Source organism: Negativicutes bacterium (assembly GCA_018052945.1).
GTDB lineage: Bacteria > Bacillota > Negativicutes > JAGPMH01 > JAGPMH01 > JAGPMH01.
In genome coordinates this window covers 1-17,276 of record JAGPMH010000036.1, presented here as the reverse complement: position 1 = coordinate 17,276, position 17,276 = coordinate 1, and the positions used below count along the sequence as shown (strand labels likewise).

Below are 17,276 nucleotides of genomic sequence, written 5' to 3'. Positions count from 1 at the left end.
AGAAAAAGGTCAATGTGTTTTTAATGATAAAGTAAATGAATTTCTAGCTATTGCTAAAAATTTTGATGGTTTTATCTTTGGGTCACCGGTTCATTATGCAGCCGCTAGTGGCGCGATAACATCATTTATGGATCGAGTATTTTATACTAATGCTTGCTCCGGTAAAAATTTGTTTTATTTAAAACCGGCAGCGGCAATTGTTTCAGCAAGACGGGCTGGCACAACGGCGGCATTAGATCAGCTGAATAAATATTTTACAATATCGCAAATGCCGATTATTTCGTCAAATTATTGGAATATGATTCATGGTGCTAAACCGGAAGATGTGGCACAAGATTTGGAGGGGTTACAAATTATGCGTACCCTAGCAAAAAATATGGCTTGGTTTTTAAAATGCAAAGAAGCTGGAGAGAAAGCCGGTGTTGCTGCGCCAATTATTGAAGAGCGAGTTTATACAAATTTTGTGCGGTAATATAATAAAAACAAGATTTCTTGATTATTATATTTGTTTAAGAATTATTGGGGAGAATTATAGCCAAAGGGGAATAATCTAAGCAAGAACTAATCTTTAAATAACTGATGAAATATTATTGTTTATTAAGTTGTAATAATACTATTTCTGATATTGTTAGGATGAAAAACAATAAATAAGAATACAAAAAGGACGCCCGAGGCTAAATTTATATCTAGCCTTAGGCGTCCTTTTTTGTTATTTTAATTAGTTTTATCTAGGGGTGGTGGTGCGGCAGCTCCTGCATTGTCATTTGCTGAAGTTGCTGGATTACTAGCTTTATTATCATTATTTTTTATAACAGGTTCTTTAGTTTCGCTATTAGTTTTAGTGTTGTTTTTATCAGCATCTTTTGTTAATTTATCTTTATCTTGCTCTTTCTTTGGATCGGTCGTTTTGTCTTTGTCCTCACCATCTTTTGGTTTTTCAGAAGCATCCAGTGACATTGAGGTAGAATCAAGGACTAAACCATCAGGACGATTGAAATCGCGGTTTGGTAAGCCTTGTACGGCTTTTTCCATAAAGGAGCGCCAAATTTGTGCTGGTAATGCTCCGCCAGTTACGCCAGCTAGGTTCTCGTTATTATCGTTACCAACCCAAACAGAAGCCACTAAATTTGGAGTGTAACCGACAAACCACGCATCTTTATAATCACTGGTAGTTCCGGTTTTACCAGCAGCAGGACGACCGATATTAGCAGCAGTACCTGTTCCTCTAGTGACTACTCCTTTTAACATATCAGTAATGGTATAAGCACTGGCCGGACTGATTACTTTAGAGTCTTTAATACTGGATTGTTCTAGGACTTTCCCATTGCGATCTAATATTTTCAAAATAGCAATCGGTTTAGCGTGTTTTCCTTGATTAGCAAAAACACCATAAGCACTAGCTAACTCCATTGGAGTTACTCCTCGAGTTAAGCCTCCCAAGGCCATTGCTAAGTTGCGGTCGGTTTGTGGTCCATCTAATACTAAGGTTGAAATACCCATTTTTTCAGCATAATATAGCGGCTTATCAACGCCTATTTCTTGTGTTAATTTTACAGTTGGTACATTCAGTGAATTTTCTACAACGGTTCTTAAATTAACCTTGCCGTTAAATTTGCCGTTATAGTTAACCGGTGACCAACTACCAAAGCTTACCGGAGAATCATCAAGAATTGTTCCTGGGGACATATTTGATTCAATGGCAGCCAAGAAAACAAATGGTTTAAAAGCAGAACCAGGCTGTCTTTCTGCCATTGTTGCGCGGTTAAATTGGTCATCACCTCGACCCCCAACCATTGCTTTGATATAACCGGTTTGCGGATCAATTGCCACTAAGGCTCCTTGTGGTTGACGGACATTATTTGAATCGGTACGGTATGTTGGCAATTTAGCCATAGCATTTTCAGCGGCTGTTTGCATATCCATATCAATAGTTGTATAGACTTGTAAACCATCTTTATAAATTGCATCAGCACCGTATTTTTCCACTAGTATTTGAGTAACATAATCGACAAAATAAGAAGCAAATTTTGATTGATTACTTTCTTTGGTTGGAGCGTGCTTCGTTGAAATATTTATCTTTTCATTTTTGGCTTCAGTCGCTTTAGAGGCATTGATATAACCATATTTCTCCATTTGAGACAATACAACATTTTTACGATCTTGTGATGCTTTTAAATTATTTAATGGAGAATAATAATTAGGGCTTTTGGGAATTCCAGCTAACATTGCAGCTTCAGCTAAAGTAATGTCTTCAACATTTTTATTGAAATAAACTTGTGAAGCAGCTTCAACGCCATAAGCACCTTGCCCGAAATAAATTTGATTTAAATATAATTCTAAAATTTCATTTTTAGTATAATTTCGTTCAATTTGTAATGCTAAGAAGACTTCTTGAATTTTTCTTTTAAGGGTTTGTTCTTGTGATAAATAAGCATTTTTTGCTAATTGTTGAGTGATGGTACTACCACCCTCAGCGACACCTCTATTGGTGATATTTGACCAAACCGCTCTTAAAATACCGCGGGGGTCAATCCCGCTATGCTGATAAAAACGTGCATCTTCGACAGCAATAAAAGCTTCTTGCAGGTTTTTAGGAACTTTGCTTAATTTAACCGGAATGCGATTTTGCTCAGAGTGAATATTGGTAATCAACTTGCCGTTGATATCATAAATTTGCGAGGACGCTGGTGGTCTGATATCATCAATTAACCCCGGCTTAGTATTCAAACTGGCTGTTAAAAAGCCTAAGCCTGCACCGGCAAAAATTATAGCAATGACAATGACAAATATTGAGAAAACTTTAAAGCCTTTATTAGTTTTTTTAGTAGGTGACTTTTCTTTATAATCGTTCATTATGACCCTCCTGGTATTAATGCAATACGCTCTATATTATAACATAAAATTAAAGGTAATAATATTATTTTAGTTTTCAAGATTGCCGGATAAGGTTAAGTCGGTTTGTAAATTAACTTCAAAAATTCTCTCCCACGCCAATTTAGCAGTTATTGTATTATCAATAATTTTTAGTTGGTATTTATTTTGCTGGCCGTTACTATTGAAGTCAATATAAATTTCTTGTTGGAACGACTTGCTGGAGCTTAGTTTATTATGACTAGCCGATAGTTCTTTAATAATAAAGTTATTAGCTAAAGGATAATTATCTTTAAGGTGAGCAGGGTCAATGTTTTGTGCAGTGAGGTATTGCGATAGTTTTGGCTGAATTTCCTTGAGATAAAAATAATCTTCATAGAAGCGGTTTACTAAAAAAGTTAAATTGTTCTTATAGAGCAATTTTAAATAAGGCAAAGTAGTGGTAACTTTTTGCTCGCTTAAAAAGGCTAAACTTTGTGTTAAGGCTGTGCCGATTGAATTGCTGGTAGTATTCCAGCCGGCATAAGCTATTAGCTGGTTAATATTGATGTTATTTTGAATTAAAGTTGGCAGTATGGTTTCGGTGGCTGAAAAATGTTGGCTTAAGTCTACTAAAGCGACTTTGGTGGGGGTTTTTAATAATTCTTTTATTTTAGTAGAACTTTGTTGTTGCTCAACTTTATTATCACTGGTGCCAATATTAACAAACAAAATAAAGTCAGCCTCGTTATCATTGTCAACTCTTTGGAGATTGGCGATTTTAAGTTTTTCTTGAATTGTTTTATCAACTGAATGAGGCATATACGGCATAATGATGTTAGCACTATCGTCATTATTATAGATTACTTTAACTTTTAAGGGTGTATTTTTACCGATTATTTGACCTAACATACTTAGTGCAACCTCATCTGTTCCGCGAGTAATGTTAACGTTATCTTTAGTTGTTAAGGTTTCTACTGCTAGATATAATTTTTGTTTAATGATATTGGATATGCCATATTGTTGACCATCATCTTGACCAATAACTAGACTGCTGATAACTTTATTTTCTAATAGTTGCAGTAATTTAAGGTTAAGTTGGTAATTTCGTTCAAACAAAGCGTTATAGCTGTTAATAATATCTGAAGGAATAGTCTGCTCAAGTTTTTGTAATGAGATTAAATCGGTTTCACTTTTGGTTTGGTGAGCTTTATCTTTTAATTTCGAGTATTCCAAAATTTGTTGTTGATAAACACTGTTATTATCCGGTAACCAAAGGCGAGGAATTATATTGAAAACAAATAGTTTTAAGGTTGGATTAGTGTTGTGTAGATTTTGTAATGCTATTATAGCGTTATCTTCATCAGTAACTGAGCCGGATGCTAGTCTGGAATTTAATAAACCACCGTGAATTAACATATCGGTCGAAATAATAGCATAATCGGCACTACTACTTTCCTGCTGTAACCAATTAATTAAAGCTTGTTTGTTGCCAGGCTGTTGATAATTATCTAAGAGTTCTGACGGTGGAACTATAACTTTAATATTGGCAATCTTACCTAAAGCAACGACAAAATTTGTGCAAGCCGGTCGGCTGTCAAGAGGCATTAATAATACTGTTAGTCTATAAGGTTGTTCAGGATAAGCTGTAATAGTTTTTAACCCTGTTGAAAAATAAATTGTTATCATTGATAATAAACATAAAATGGCAATAATGATTTTTTTATTCATAGTCATACCTCAATGTAAAAATATTGGACATATTTACTATTTTAGCACAGTTTATTAAATGTAGTTCACTAGTTTGGATAAATGTGTTAATATATTGAATATATATAAATAGGGGAATAATGATGAGAATTATAACAGGATTAGCAAAAGGCACTAGATTAAAAGCACCTAAGGGGATGGATACCAGACCAACTGCTGATCGCGTTAAAGAATCAATGTTTAATATTTTAGGTGATATTGTAGTTGATGCTAAAGTACTAGATTTGTTTGGTGGCACCGGTAATTTGGGGTTAGAGGCATTGAGTCGTGGTGCTGCTAAGGCTATATTTATTGATCAAAATCAAAATAGCATTAATGCAATTAAAGAAAATGTTAATTTGTGCAAGCTTCAAGGGCAAGCGTTAGTTTACAAAATGGATTCTTTTGTCGCCTTAGGGAGATTAGCGCGTGAACATTATAAATTTAACTTAATTTTTTGCGATCCACCTTATAACAAGGGGTTGGTGGAAAAAACGCTAACTAAGCTAGAAGAAAATGAGATATTAGAAGATGAAGCAATTATTGTAGTAGAGCATTCCAAACATGAACTTATAACAAGTGATTTTTCAAATTATGAAGTGCGTCGTAGTGAAAAATATGGTGAAACAATAGTGAGCTTTATTTTATATAAAATCAGTTCTTGATTTGGAGGTAAAATAATGAAAATAGCAGTATGCCCAGGCAGTTTTGACCCCGTTACTAATGGACATATCGACATCTTTGAACGTGCTAGTCAGATGTGTGACTTATTAATCGTAGGTGTTTTTCATAACCCTAATAAAAAGCCGGTTTTTAGTATGGAAGAACGTGTTGAAATGATAAAAAAGTCTACCAGTCATATTAAAAACATAAAAATTGATTGCTTTTCGGGCTTACTAAATGAGTATGTGAAAAAACAAGGTGGTAATGTTATTATTAGAGGTCTTAGAGCAATTAGCGATTTTGATTATGAGTTTCAAAGAGCATTATTAATGAAAAAAGTTGCCCCGGAGATTGAAACAGTTTTTATGATGACCGCCAATGAATATTCGTTCTTAAGTTCTACCGGAGTAAAAGAGTTGGCGAGATTTGGTGGCGAGATAAAAGGACTTGTCCCTCCTGATGTAGAAGTAAAATTAAAAAAGCATTTTGCGGAAATATAAAATAGGTGGTGTTTTATTAAATGGCGATGGATGAAATTTTGGATTCTATTGAACAGTTGATTTTGGATTCTAACAGGGTACCGTTGACAAACAAGAGAATGGTTGATGAAGATGATTTAGTAAGATTGTTAGATCAATTACGCAATGATTTTCCTCGCGAAATTCAAGAAGCAACAGGTTTGATGAAAGAGCGAAAAAGAATTTTGGATTCAGCGAATAAAGAATCCAAAGAAATTATTGATCAAGCAAAAAATTATGCTAATAAGCTAATCAATGAACATGCGATTGTAAAACAAGCAACGGAACAAGCAGAAGTTATTTTGGAACGAGCAAAGAAAAATGCAGCTGACTTAAAGGCTGATTCTTTAAATTATGCCGACGATGTGTTTCAACATGTGATTGCTAATGTCAGCAATGTGTTAGAGTCAGTGACAAAATCGCATGAACATATTAAACAAAAGAAAAATTCATAAAAAATAAAAACAAGGCGCTTTGCTCCTTGTTTTCTTTGTCATAGAGGTGAGTTAATGCAACCAAAGATTGCAGTAGTATTAGGTTCAGGTGGGTTAAGAGGAATTTCGCAAGTGGGCGTGTTAAAAGTTCTGGAAGATGAAAATATAAAAATAGATCATATTGTTGGTTGTAGTATGGGTAGTTTAATTGGAGCATTGTATTGTTGTGGTCATACTACTGACAATATTTTAAAGTTGGCAATGAACTTAAAACGCGAACACTGGTTTGATATTAAGATTGGTAAGATGGGGTTGTGTTCAGGTGAACAAGCTTTAACAATTATGAAGCTATTGACGCAAAAAAGAAAATTTAGCGAAACTGATATTTCACTGTCAATTGTGGCAGCAGATCTTAATGCTGGCGAAGAGGTTGTATTTAGTGAAGGTAGTGTTGCGGAAGCTGTAAGAGCCAGTATTTCTATTCCCGGAGTGTTTATGCCTTATCAAAAAGGCGAAATGTTATTGGTTGATGGGGCGGTAGTGAATCCAACGCCGATTGATATTGCGTTTAATAATGGTGCAGATATTGTTATTGCCGTAGACTTATCGTATGCCAGTACTTTTTGCAAAATAAATAATTTTTTTGATGTTATTATAAAATCTATCGATATTATGGAACATGAACTGATGAAGAACAGGATAAATGATGACAAGGTGGTAATGATTAGACCTGATGTTGGTCATATTTCACCAAGTTCTTTTGACTATATGGAAGAAGCGGTAGCTTTAGGAGAAATTGCCACTAAGGAAATGTTACCAACCATAACAGAACTTATTGCTAAGTACAATAAAGTGGACTAGTGACAAAATCAGCACCTGAAGGTTTATTTTGGCTTAAATTATAAATATCAGTAGCTTTAATATCAATGGCTAACATTTTTTGTAGTGGTGAAAGCTGATGTTGAAAAATATCATTACTGTTAATAAATTTTGTTGGCTTAGAGATTAAGGGGATAGTAGCAGTTTTTTTGCTGGTTTTTATTAAGTCACGACCGGTATCATCAAAGGCTAAAATTCTGGCATATTGCGGGCCGATTGTATTGAAATTATGAAAATCTTTTTTGCTGGTTTGTAATAAGCAATGAATTAATATTCGTTTTAATCTAGTCAAGGGATAACGCTTACTTTTAACGTTAGATAAGAGTTGTTCAATAGTAGTAGCAGTTCCCGCTGCTTTATGGAGCTTGTGCTCTAACCCTTCACTGATATAAGGAATGTCTTGTAGTGTTAAACTGGTAGCAGTGCGTAAAAAATAAAAAAGCTGTTGCGCTAAATTTTCAACGGAGGGAATAGCTGGACTGTGCTGTAATAAATTTTTAATGATGGTTTGACTGGTAGACGGAATAACTTTACTAATTGAGGCTAAATTTGTAGTCGGTGAGGTTAAAAAATTGCGAATAGCAGTAGCACTGGCGATTTCACCGGAGATAGTTTGGTCATGATGTTGTGCTTCTTTGCGGGTAATGATGTAAGGCTGGAGTGGGAGCTTATATTGGTTAATAGCTTTTAAGTACTCTATCCCTAAAATGTTGTTAGGCGCTGATAATATATTTTTGTCAATCCGTAGTATTTTGTTAATGGCGTTACTTAAGGCTAGCGCGTACGGTAATCCTTGCTTTAAGTTTTTCTGAAACTCACTGGCGATAGCGGGCTGGGTTAATGCTTGCGATAAAGTGGTCAGTAAAGTTTGATCGGCGGTTTCGGCACCGAAACATAAATTATCAACAATCCCTAAGGAACTTAATAATCTTACGGCACCGGCTGCAAAATTTTCAGCACTACTAACAGCAAAAACAGTCGGTAATTCTAAGACCAAGGAAGCTCCGCCTTTTATAGCCATCTCAGCACGCTGCCACTTATTAAAAACTGCCATATCACCACGTTGTACAAAATTACCACTCATAACGCAAATAATAGGACTATTAAATTTTTCTTTAATTTTATTAATCTGATATTTATGCCCATTGTGAAATGGATTATATTCAGCTATAATACCTGTAGTCATAATATTCTTCCTTTGCAGATAGATATCTATAATTTTACTGGGGAAAAATATTTTTGTATAGTTATTTTATAAAGTAATAACCTGCCAACATAATTTCTTGACAAACCTTGTTAAGGTAGCTATAATAGATTGAGGTTGAGGTGGAATATGATGAAGATAAATGTAATACAACCTAGGGAATCAGCCGGGGAAAATTTTCAATTTAAATTTATCACTTCTGCTGAAAACATCGATGTTAATAATATTTTTGTTGATTGTAGCGACATTGCAATAACCGGAAGTATTGTTAACACGGGCTGTGCCTATGCTGTTGAAGGTTTGATAAGATTTAGCAGTAAATATCAATGTGACAGATGCTTGGAAAGTTATGTTTTAAGTCAAGAAATAGAGCTTTCAGAAGAGTATCAAGATGACAAAGATATTGAAAAAGAAGATGCTATTGAATTTAGTGGTGATGAAATAGATATTTCAGATGTAGTTCGCGAAACTATATTATTAGCACAACCACTAAATAATATATGTAGTCCTGAGTGTCGAGGATTGTGTCTTAAATGCGGTGCTAATCTGAATGAAACAGATTGTAATTGTGATCGTCATGTTATGGATCCTAGACTTGCAGCATTACAAGATTTTTTCAAAAAATAAGAATAGGCTAGTGCCTTATTTTTAACTTAAGGAGGTGTAATAAATGGCAGTACCTAAGCGTAAAACGTCTAAAGCTCGTCGTGATAAACGTCGTGCTAACTGGAAACTAACTGTTCCTGGTCTTATTGCATGTCCGCAATGTCATGAACCAAAAATGCCACACCGTGTTTGTCCTGAATGTGGACATTACAATGGTAAGGTTGTAGTAGCTAAAGAAGCATAATTTATATAATATGAGCAAGATGTGAGTTGATAACTTATATCTTGCTTTTATTTTTTTATAAGCTAAAATAGCAGTAAAATGTTAGTTAGGGGATAAAAGATGACTTTAACCGTTAAGGAAATAGAAAATTTATTAAAACAAGAATCCTTAGAAGATGATTTTTTAAGAATGATAAAATCAGATAATAGAGTTTCTGTTAAAAAGGCATTAGAAAAATGGGAAAAAAATAAACAAAAGTTAATATTAGAAGAAGAAAGAATAGCTAAATTATATGATTATGAAAATGAATTTAAGCAAGAGGGGATTGAAATAGTTGCTGGAGTGGATGAAGCTGGACGTGGTCCGTTAGTGGGGCCGGTTTCGGTAGCAGCAGTTATTTTACCGTTAGGCTTGAAATTAGATAAAATAAACGATTCTAAAAAGTTAACAGAAAGTCAAAGAGTTACGATATATGAACAAATAAGAAAAAATGCAATTGCGGTTGAATCTATTTTAGTAGAGCCCGCTAAGATTGATGAGATGAATATCTTGCAAGCGACGATGTGGGGGATGTATCAAGTGCTAGAGAAACTTAACCCTAAGCCGCAAGGTGTTTTAATTGATGCGGTCAAATTACCGCAATTAAAGATGCCCTCAAAATCAATTATTAAAGGCGATGCGTTGAGCGCTTCGATTGCCGCAGCCTCAATTGTCGCTAAAGTTGAACGAGATTTATATATGGCAGAACTCGACAAAGAATATCCTGTGTATGGATTTGCCAAACATAAAGGCTATGGAACGGCGGAGCATATCGCGGCGATTAAAAAATATGGACCTTGTCCGGCACATCGAAAAAGCTTCGAACCGATAAAATCTTGGGAGTGATGAAAATGAATCTTAAAACCGTTACAACCAAAACTGATAGTAAAATATCAACTGATAATATTGTGAAAAATGAGATAAATGGTGTTGGCGCTAATGAAAATGTGAAGCGACAATTATTTAGACCGGTTATCGCTAAGGATTTTACTGCTGATGCCGGCAACAAAAATATTCCGTTTCAGCCTCAAACCCCAATCAGTTTTGGGAGCTCTGTGCAAATTATGTTAGAGGTTTTAAGTAATTTAAGTACGGCTACCCAGAAAAGTCTAAACAGTTTACCACCGGAATTGCAAAAGCAGTTAATGGACATTTTACAAAATGGCTTTGCCAGCACAAATAATTTAGAGCAAGGTTTGGCTAATTTGTTACAAGGACAAAAAGCCAGTATTGATCAAACTAATATTTTATCAAAATTATTAAAAATTTTAAGTAATATTGCAGCGCAAAATCAAGTTGAAGGAAATGCTGTGACAGCAGAAGATAATTTGCTGTCGCCACAATTAAAAACATTATTAAGTAATTTAAAACAAATAGACAATCAAGACGGTAAATTTTTTAATGCTGTAAACATCAGTAAGTTAGCTACTAAGCTTTTAGAGAATAATAAAGAGGTTCCGAATGTGTTAAAACAAAATTTTAGCATGGGAGAAAATAATTTAGCGGAAAATGAGCTTGCTAAAAAATTACCACCGGACTTAAAAGCAGTATTAAAAGCCTTGGTTAGTCCAAGTAATGAGAAAAATTTTGTACAAACTCAACAAAGTGGGGTGGTTTTGGCAGAGGAGCAGAGTCTAAGCTTTACTGCCAAGGAAACAGTGTCTCAACCTATTTTTAAAGAGGTTGAACAAAACTCTTTGAAAAATAATACTGTTTTGAGCGAAAGTACTGAACCGGAGCTTGTGGTGCCGACTAAGAATGAAGCTGGCAATGATGTAAAACAACAGCAAAGTGCCAACAGTAAAAACAGCAATGATGCTACACTCTTAACAGACAATAAAGATAATGTTGAAACTAATCAACTTTTTAGTGATAAAAGCAATAAAGAGTTGCCACCAGAAAAGAATATCTTTAAACTTACTCCGGAACAAGAAAAGGCAATAAAACAACCAGGGCAGACAGTTGGCGAACCGACACAAAATGAAAATATTTCATTAAGTAAAAATTTTGGTTTTGTTCTTGATCCGAAAGAATTAACCAATGTGCTGAAAAACCTAGCGCAACAACTACTGACAACTAAAACGATATCGCCGGAGCAAGAAGTAGCTTTAAAGCAATTTTTAAATAATAAGGCACAGTTAAAGCCTGAGGAAGTAGAACAATTTAATAAATTATTAAAGTTATGTGAGGATTTTACACTGTTAACAGACAATAAAGATAATGTTGAAACTAATCAACTTTTTAGTGATAAAAGCAATAAAGGGTTGCCACCAGAAAAGAATATCTTTAAACTTACTCCGGAACAAGAAGGGGCAATAAAACAACCAGGGCAGACAGTTGGCGAACCGACACAAAATGAAAATATTTCATTAAGTAAAAATTTTGGTTTTGTTCTTGATCCGAAAGAATTAACCAATGTGCTGAAAAACCTAGCGCAACAACTACTGACAACTAAAACGATATCGCCGGAGCAAGAAGTAGCTTTAAAGCAATTTTTAAATAATAAGGCACAGTTAAAGCCTGAGGAAGTAGAACAATTTAATAAATTATTAAAGTTATGTGAGGATTTCACACCGCTTAGTATTAAGCAAGCAGCGGTTAAAAATAAAGCTGAAGATTTACCTAAATTATGGATTATGGCGCAGTTAAGTGATTTGGCAGAAGTTGCTGATTTGCCAGCTGAACAATTAAAAGCAGCGGCGAAGTCGCTACATGATTTTAGTACTATTTTACGGAGTGCGCTACAAAACGAAAATGAGGTAGGCAATAATCAAAAATCAATGTCGTTTATGTTACCGCTTTATATGGGAGAAAACGAACAAAATTATCCGGCTTACTTTCATATTTATCATGAAAAAGAAAATGGGAAAAATCCTTATGCTAATCAAGAGTATGAAACTTGGTTGCGAATTTGTTTATTAACGGAAAACATCGGTGCGGTAGAAATTGTCTTTAGGCTTTATGAAAATGATAAACTTAATTTAAGAATAGCTTTAGCGGAAGATGAGTTTGTTAAAGACTTTAATGAAAATTTTTCACAAGTACAAACTGCGTTAACAGAGATGCCGTTTAATTTAACTGAGGTTAAAGTTTTTAAGATAAGTGAGCGATGATTTTATGGAAAAGATAGAAAAAAATGAGGAACTAGGAGCTGAAAAGCCCACTAAGGCCATTGCTTTAAAATATGATAAAGAAAATTCTGTTGCCCCGAAGGTTGTAGCGAAAGGGCAAGGGTTAATTGCGGAAAATATTTTAAATACAGCATTGCAAAATTCCATTCCGGTTTATCAAAATAAAACCTTAGCCAGTATGTTAATGGCAGTGGAACTTGATAAAGAGATTCCGCCGGATTTATATAAAGCGGTAGCGGAAGTGTTGGCTTATGTTTATTCGATGGATACAAAATATAAAAAAAGATAAAAATATAAAAAAAGACAATTTCCTTAAAGGAAGTTGTCTTTTTTTAGTGAATTTATAATTTAAGAGGTAATGCTATGGATAAAATTACTTATGGCAAATTAGGTGAAGAAAAAGCGCAACAATTTTTAAAGCAACAAGGCTATAAAATTCTTGCAGTTAATTACCAGTTAAGATGTGGTGAAATTGATATTATTGCACAAAAAGGCAAGGTTATTATTTTTGCTGAAGTAAAAACGAGAATAAGTGACTTATATGGTGTGCCGGCAGCAGCTGTTAACTTAAAAAAACAGCAAAAAATTATCAAGGTGGCCAGACAATATTTGTTGCGTCATAATAAAGAAGATGGTCCTTGTCGCTTTGATGTGATTGAAGTTTACTTAAGAGATAATACCAGTAAAATCAATCATATTGAAGATGCGTTTTGGGCTTAGAGGTGTTAAAAATGAAAATAATAATAGGTATTACAGGTGCTAGTGGCTCGATTTATGCTACTAGATTAATAGAGGTATTATTGGAACAAAACTGCGAAGTGCATGTTGTGGCTACTGCTAGTGGCTGGCAGGTTTTAGAGTATGAATGTGGAGTAACTAAAAGTGATTTAGCTGCTACAGTAACGGCGATTCACGAGGTTGATAATATTGGCGCTAGTATTGCTAGTGGTTCGTTTAAAACTGATGCGATGGTTGTGTTGCCGTGCTCGATGAAAACTTTAGGGTGCATTGCAAATGGTATTTCAGACAATTTGCTAATTAGAGCGGCCGATGTAATGTTAAAGGAAAATAGACCGCTCTTATTAGTACCGCGCGAGACACCGCTAAATGCCATCCATTTAGAAAATATGCTTAAGCTATCAAAAATAGGAGTGCGGATTATCCCTGCGGCTCCGGGTTTTTATCATAAGCCTACAACCTTAGAGGAATTAGTAGATATGATGGTAGGCAAAATTTGTGATTCATTAGGAATTGAACATAATTTATTTGTTAGATGGAAGGGGTTGTAGAAAAAAAGTACGGTAATTTGAATCTGGAGGCGTATTATGTTTGTTGAAACCTATGGCAGTAATACTATTGGAGTAAATGGTGTGCTAATAAATGTTGAGGTTGATATGGCAAATGGTATTCCTTGTTTAGAAATTGTGGGATTACCCGATACGGCAGTTAGAGAATCAAGAGAAAGAGTAAAAGCGGCGATAAAAAATTCCGGTTATAAATTCCCCACCAAGAAAATTACGATTAACTTAGCACCCGCTGATTTAAAGAAGGATAGTTCGGGGTTGGATTTACCTATTGCGGTCGGTTTAATGGCCGCAAGTATGGAAATTACTCCACAGTCTTATCAGCAAGCGATGTTTGTGGCAGAATTATCACTAGATGGAAAGTTGCGCGGTGTCAATGGTTTATTACCGATGGCGGTCAATGCACAGGAGAAGGGTTTGAAAAAACTGTTTGTAGCACCACAGAATATGCAAGAAGCAGTTTTGGTGCAAGGCTTAGAGGTTTATGCGATTGAGACCTTGAGGGAGCTTATTTCATTTTTAAAAGGTGAAACAATGCTTGAACCGGTAAGGAAAAACAATATTGAATTTAGAATTGAAAATACTGGCGAAGATTTTGCTGATGTTCAAGGGCAATTTCAAGCAAAACGTGCCTTAGAAATTGCTGCGGCCGGTGGGCATAATGTTTTAATGACCGGTCCGCCGGGTTCTGGCAAAACGATGTTGGCAAAGCGAATAAATTCTATTTTACCGACGATGACGATAACTGAAGCCTTGGAAGTAACAAAAATCTATAGTGTTGCCGGTTTGCTTAGTGACCAGGAAGGTTTAATGTTGGTGCGTCCCTTTAGAAATCCCCACCATACTATTTCTGATATTGGATTAATTGGCGGAGGGAAATATCCTAAGCCGGGCGAAGTTACCTTAAGTCATAATGGCGTGTTATTTTTAGATGAGGTCTTAGAATTTTCGAAAAATACGTTGGAAGTTTTAAGGCAACCGTTGGAAGACGGCAGTGTTAGTATTACTAGAGCTAATATTACTGTTAATTATCCGGCGAACTTAATGTTAATAGCCAGTACCAATCCTTGCCCGTGTGGTAAGTTTGGTGATAATAGTAATTCTTGTAGTTGTACTCCTAATGAAATTAGAAGATATGTGAAGAAAATGTCAGGGCCATTGTTGGATCGAATTGATTTGCAAATTAATGTGCCAAGGCTTGAATATAATGAGTTTGTCGGCAATAAACCGACGGAAAGCTCTCTTGAAATTCGTCAACGAGTTGAAGTAGCAAGGAAAATTCAGCAACAGCGACTTACACCATATAAAATAAATTGTAATGCACAGATGAGTCATACTCAGATTAAAAAGAATTGTAAACTAACGGCAAAGGCGCAAGAACTTTTAGGGCAAGCTTTTGACAAAATGAAACTTAGCGCCAGAAGTTATGACCGCATTATCAAGGTGGGACAGACTATTGCTGACCTAGCTGGCAGTACTGATATTACAGAAAATCACATTGCAGAAGCAATTCAATTGCGTAGTGGCAATAATACAAATTATGAATAGAGGGTATATATGATAATAACGGGTAAAACAAAAAATTTAGGGATTATTGGTTGTCCGGTAGAACACTCGTTGTCTCCAGTAATGCAAAACGCAGCTTTACAGGAACTCGGGCTTGATTATAACTATATTGCGATGCCGGTATTGCCGGAGAATTTAGGGCAGGCGATAAGTGGTTTGAAGGCGCTTGGCTTTTGTGGGATTAATGTTACTATTCCGCACAAGGTTAATGTTATTCAATATTTAGATGAAATTGATCAAAGTGCCAGAATGGTTGGCGCCGTAAATACGATTGTAATCAGTGAGGAAAAATTAATTGGTTACAATACTGATGCTGGGGGCTATATTAAGTCGCTGTATAATGAAAATGTTGAGCTTAAAGGGAAAGAAGTGGTGCTTTATGGTGCTGGTGGAGCTGCTAGAGCCGTAATTTGGGGACTGTTAGAACAAGGTGTTACCTCAATTACTATTGGTGCAAGAAATGTAGTTAAAGCAAAGGATTTAGCGGAAATATTTACAGATTATGGTGCCGTAAAAGCTTTGGATTGGGATTCAATTCCCTTTAAAAAAGCTTTGCGTCAATGTCACTTGGTTATAAACTCGACGCCACTGGGAATGCATAAAATGATTGATAGAGAACCGCCACTAGATTGGAGTTTATTACAAAAAAATGTTGTGATTAGTGATTTAATCTATACTCCGGCTAAAACGAAATTTCTAAAAAATGCCGAAAAACATGGACATAAAATTGTTAACGGAGCAGGGATGTTGGTTGAGCAAGGAGCCTTAGCTTTTGAATTGTGGACCGGGCAAAAACCGTCGACAGCACTGATGTTAAAAGAGTTAAATAATTGTGTAAATCTATAATAATGTAATAATTATACAACTAAGGCAGGAATTTAAAATAGCAATACAGAATTAAAGATACATAAGAAAATAGGGTTTTTACTAATAAAAAACAGAAAAATAAAGATTAAAGCAGGAATTGTCATGGAAAAGGCGAAAAACTTATAACTTGAACAATAAGAAAAAAGACCTAGATAATGTTATTAGTTGTAGTAAGGCAAGGTGATGATGGTTTGACAGGAACTAAGAAAAAACGACTTGGCGATTTATTGATTGATTCAGGGCTATTAGATCAAGAAAAACTTGAAAAGGCTTTGACGGTTCAAAATAAAACCGGTGAAAGATTAGGCAAGACTTTAATAAATTTAGGATATGTGACCGAAGAAAGCTTAATTGAGGTCTTAGAATTTCAGCTTGGAATACCACATATTATGTTGAAAGACACTAAAATAGATTCTGATGTAGCAGCACTAATTCCGCAACCATTAGCAGAGCGTTATACTATTATTCCAATCAAAAAAGTAGGTAGACATTTAACCTTGGCGATGACTGATCCTACTAACTTTTATGCAATTGATGATGTTAGAACTATTAGTGGCTTGGATGTAGAGCCTGTTATTGCGACTGAAAAAGAAATTTTGCGGGCCATCAAAGAAGCTTATGGTGTTAGAGCATTGGTTGATAAAGCTAGTAGTATTGTTAAGCCGGAAGACCTTGCTAGCATTACCGAAATGCAATCAGCAGATGATGCACCGGTTATTAGTATTGTAAACTCGATTATCAGTCAAGCCATAAAAGAACGCGCCAGCGATATTCATGTAGAGCCGACTGATAATAATCTGAGAGTTCGTTATAGAATTGATGGGGAATTGCGAGAAGCTTTTTCCTTTCCGATAAAGACACATGCCTTGCTTATTTCTCGTTTGAAAATTATGAGCGAACTTGACATTGCTGAAAAGAGACTACCGCAAGATGGTAGGATTAATTTTCGTGAAGGTGATCGAGAAATTGATATTAGGGTTTCCAGTTTGCCGACTGTTATTGGCGAAAAAATCGTACTGAGGATTTTAGATCGAGCTTCAGTCATTGTTGATATAAAGAGATTGGGCTTTGCAGAAAAAAACCTTGCAGCTTATAAAAAACTTTATAGCCAATCTTACGGGATGATTTTAGTAACGGGCCCGACCGGTAGTGGTAAGACCACAACCTTGTATTCAACTTTAACGGGGCTTAATAAACCGACAAAAAATATTATTACAGTGGAAGATCCTACCGAATATCGCTT

Annotated in this window: 18 protein-coding genes; 15 read left to right on the top strand and 3 right to left on the bottom strand. The window is 35.3% G+C overall.

All coding sequences use genetic code 11. The annotated features are described in order from the left end of the window. A partial coding sequence (locus KBI38_06320) for a flavodoxin family protein (GenBank protein MBP8629672.1) occupies positions 1 to 472 on the top strand: 472 nt, incomplete at its 5' end. A 242-nt stretch (positions 473 to 714) separates the two neighbouring features. Here the strand turns inward: KBI38_06320 and KBI38_06315 are convergent. Next, the gene (locus KBI38_06315; protein ID MBP8629671.1) at positions 715 to 2,853 is read right to left on the bottom strand and encodes a PBP1A family penicillin-binding protein; all 2,139 of its coding nucleotides are present in this window, start codon (positions 2,851 to 2,853) and stop codon (positions 715 to 717) included. A gap of 69 nt (positions 2,854 to 2,922) precedes the next feature. Further along, a complete protein-coding gene (locus tag KBI38_06310; GenBank protein MBP8629670.1) occupies positions 2,923 to 4,581 on the bottom strand; it encodes a DUF4127 family protein in 1,659 nt (552 codons plus the stop codon). A 122-nt stretch (positions 4,582 to 4,703) separates the two neighbouring features. Here KBI38_06310 and rsmD point away from each other — a divergent pair, with 122 nt between their 5' ends. The 4 genes from rsmD to KBI38_06290 are packed head-to-tail and all read left to right on the top strand — an operon-like array spanning position 4,704 to position 7,075. Continuing rightward, complete coding sequence (gene rsmD, locus KBI38_06305; protein MBP8629669.1) at positions 4,704 to 5,264, top strand: 16S rRNA (guanine(966)-N(2))-methyltransferase RsmD; 561 nt, start codon at positions 4,704 to 4,706, stop codon at positions 5,262 to 5,264. A 15-nt stretch (positions 5,265 to 5,279) separates the two neighbouring features. Continuing rightward, positions 5,280 to 5,762 carry a pantetheine-phosphate adenylyltransferase gene (coaD, locus tag KBI38_06300; GenBank protein ID MBP8629668.1) on the top strand — a complete coding sequence of 161 codons (483 nt, stop codon included), beginning with the start codon at positions 5,280 to 5,282 and terminating at the stop codon, positions 5,760 to 5,762. Between the two features lie 20 nt (positions 5,763 to 5,782). Next, entirely contained in the window at positions 5,783 to 6,235 is a 453-nt protein-coding gene (locus KBI38_06295) for an ATPase (GenBank protein ID MBP8629667.1), read from the top strand. A gap of 54 nt (positions 6,236 to 6,289) precedes the next feature. Then, a complete protein-coding gene (locus KBI38_06290; GenBank protein ID MBP8629666.1) occupies positions 6,290 to 7,075 on the top strand; it encodes a patatin-like phospholipase family protein in 786 nt (261 codons plus the stop codon). Here KBI38_06290 and KBI38_06285 read toward each other — a convergent pair. After that, positions 7,053 to 8,279 (bottom strand): nucleotidyltransferase, encoded by a 1,227-nt coding sequence (locus KBI38_06285; GenBank protein ID MBP8629665.1) that lies wholly within the window; start codon positions 8,277 to 8,279, stop codon positions 7,053 to 7,055. The two genes, KBI38_06290 and KBI38_06285, sit on opposite strands and share 23 nt — an antisense overlap. Positions 8,280 to 8,426: 147 nt before the next feature. Between KBI38_06285 and KBI38_06280 the strand changes: the two genes are divergently transcribed. The 10 genes from KBI38_06280 to tadA form a co-directional block, all read left to right on the top strand. Next, positions 8,427 to 8,924, top strand: coding sequence for a DUF177 domain-containing protein (locus KBI38_06280; protein ID MBP8629664.1), 498 nt, complete (start codon positions 8,427 to 8,429; stop codon positions 8,922 to 8,924). Between the two features lie 43 nt (positions 8,925 to 8,967). After that, complete coding sequence (gene rpmF, locus KBI38_06275) at positions 8,968 to 9,147, top strand: 50S ribosomal protein L32 (protein MBP8629663.1); 180 nt, start codon at positions 8,968 to 8,970, stop codon at positions 9,145 to 9,147. 99 nt (positions 9,148 to 9,246) lie between these two features. Next, positions 9,247 to 10,011, top strand: a complete 765-nt coding sequence (locus KBI38_06270; GenBank protein MBP8629662.1) for a ribonuclease HII — start codon at positions 9,247 to 9,249, stop codon at positions 10,009 to 10,011. A gap of 5 nt (positions 10,012 to 10,016) precedes the next feature. Beyond that, a complete protein-coding gene (locus KBI38_06265) occupies positions 10,017 to 12,278 on the top strand; it encodes a hypothetical protein (protein ID MBP8629661.1) in 2,262 nt (753 codons plus the stop codon). Positions 12,279 to 12,282: 4 nt separating this feature from the next. After that, complete coding sequence (locus KBI38_06260) at positions 12,283 to 12,585, top strand: EscU/YscU/HrcU family type III secretion system export apparatus switch protein (protein MBP8629660.1); 303 nt, start codon at positions 12,283 to 12,285, stop codon at positions 12,583 to 12,585. 74 nt (positions 12,586 to 12,659) lie between these two features. Then, positions 12,660 to 13,016, top strand: coding sequence for a YraN family protein (locus KBI38_06255; GenBank protein ID MBP8629659.1), 357 nt, complete (start codon positions 12,660 to 12,662; stop codon positions 13,014 to 13,016). An 11-nt stretch (positions 13,017 to 13,027) separates the two neighbouring features. After that, positions 13,028 to 13,585, top strand: coding sequence for a UbiX family flavin prenyltransferase (locus KBI38_06250; protein MBP8629658.1), 558 nt, complete (start codon positions 13,028 to 13,030; stop codon positions 13,583 to 13,585). A gap of 36 nt (positions 13,586 to 13,621) precedes the next feature. Then, positions 13,622 to 15,148: a YifB family Mg chelatase-like AAA ATPase gene (locus KBI38_06245; protein MBP8629657.1), complete on the top strand. Its 1,527-nt coding sequence runs from the start codon at positions 13,622 to 13,624 to the stop codon at positions 15,146 to 15,148. Positions 15,149 to 15,160: 12 nt separating this feature from the next. Next, positions 15,161 to 16,012: a shikimate dehydrogenase gene (locus KBI38_06240; GenBank protein MBP8629656.1), complete on the top strand. Its 852-nt coding sequence runs from the start codon at positions 15,161 to 15,163 to the stop codon at positions 16,010 to 16,012. A 176-nt stretch (positions 16,013 to 16,188) separates the two neighbouring features. Beyond that, a partial coding sequence (tadA, locus tag KBI38_06235) for a Flp pilus assembly complex ATPase component TadA (protein MBP8629655.1) occupies positions 16,189 to 17,276 on the top strand: 1,088 nt, incomplete at its 3' end.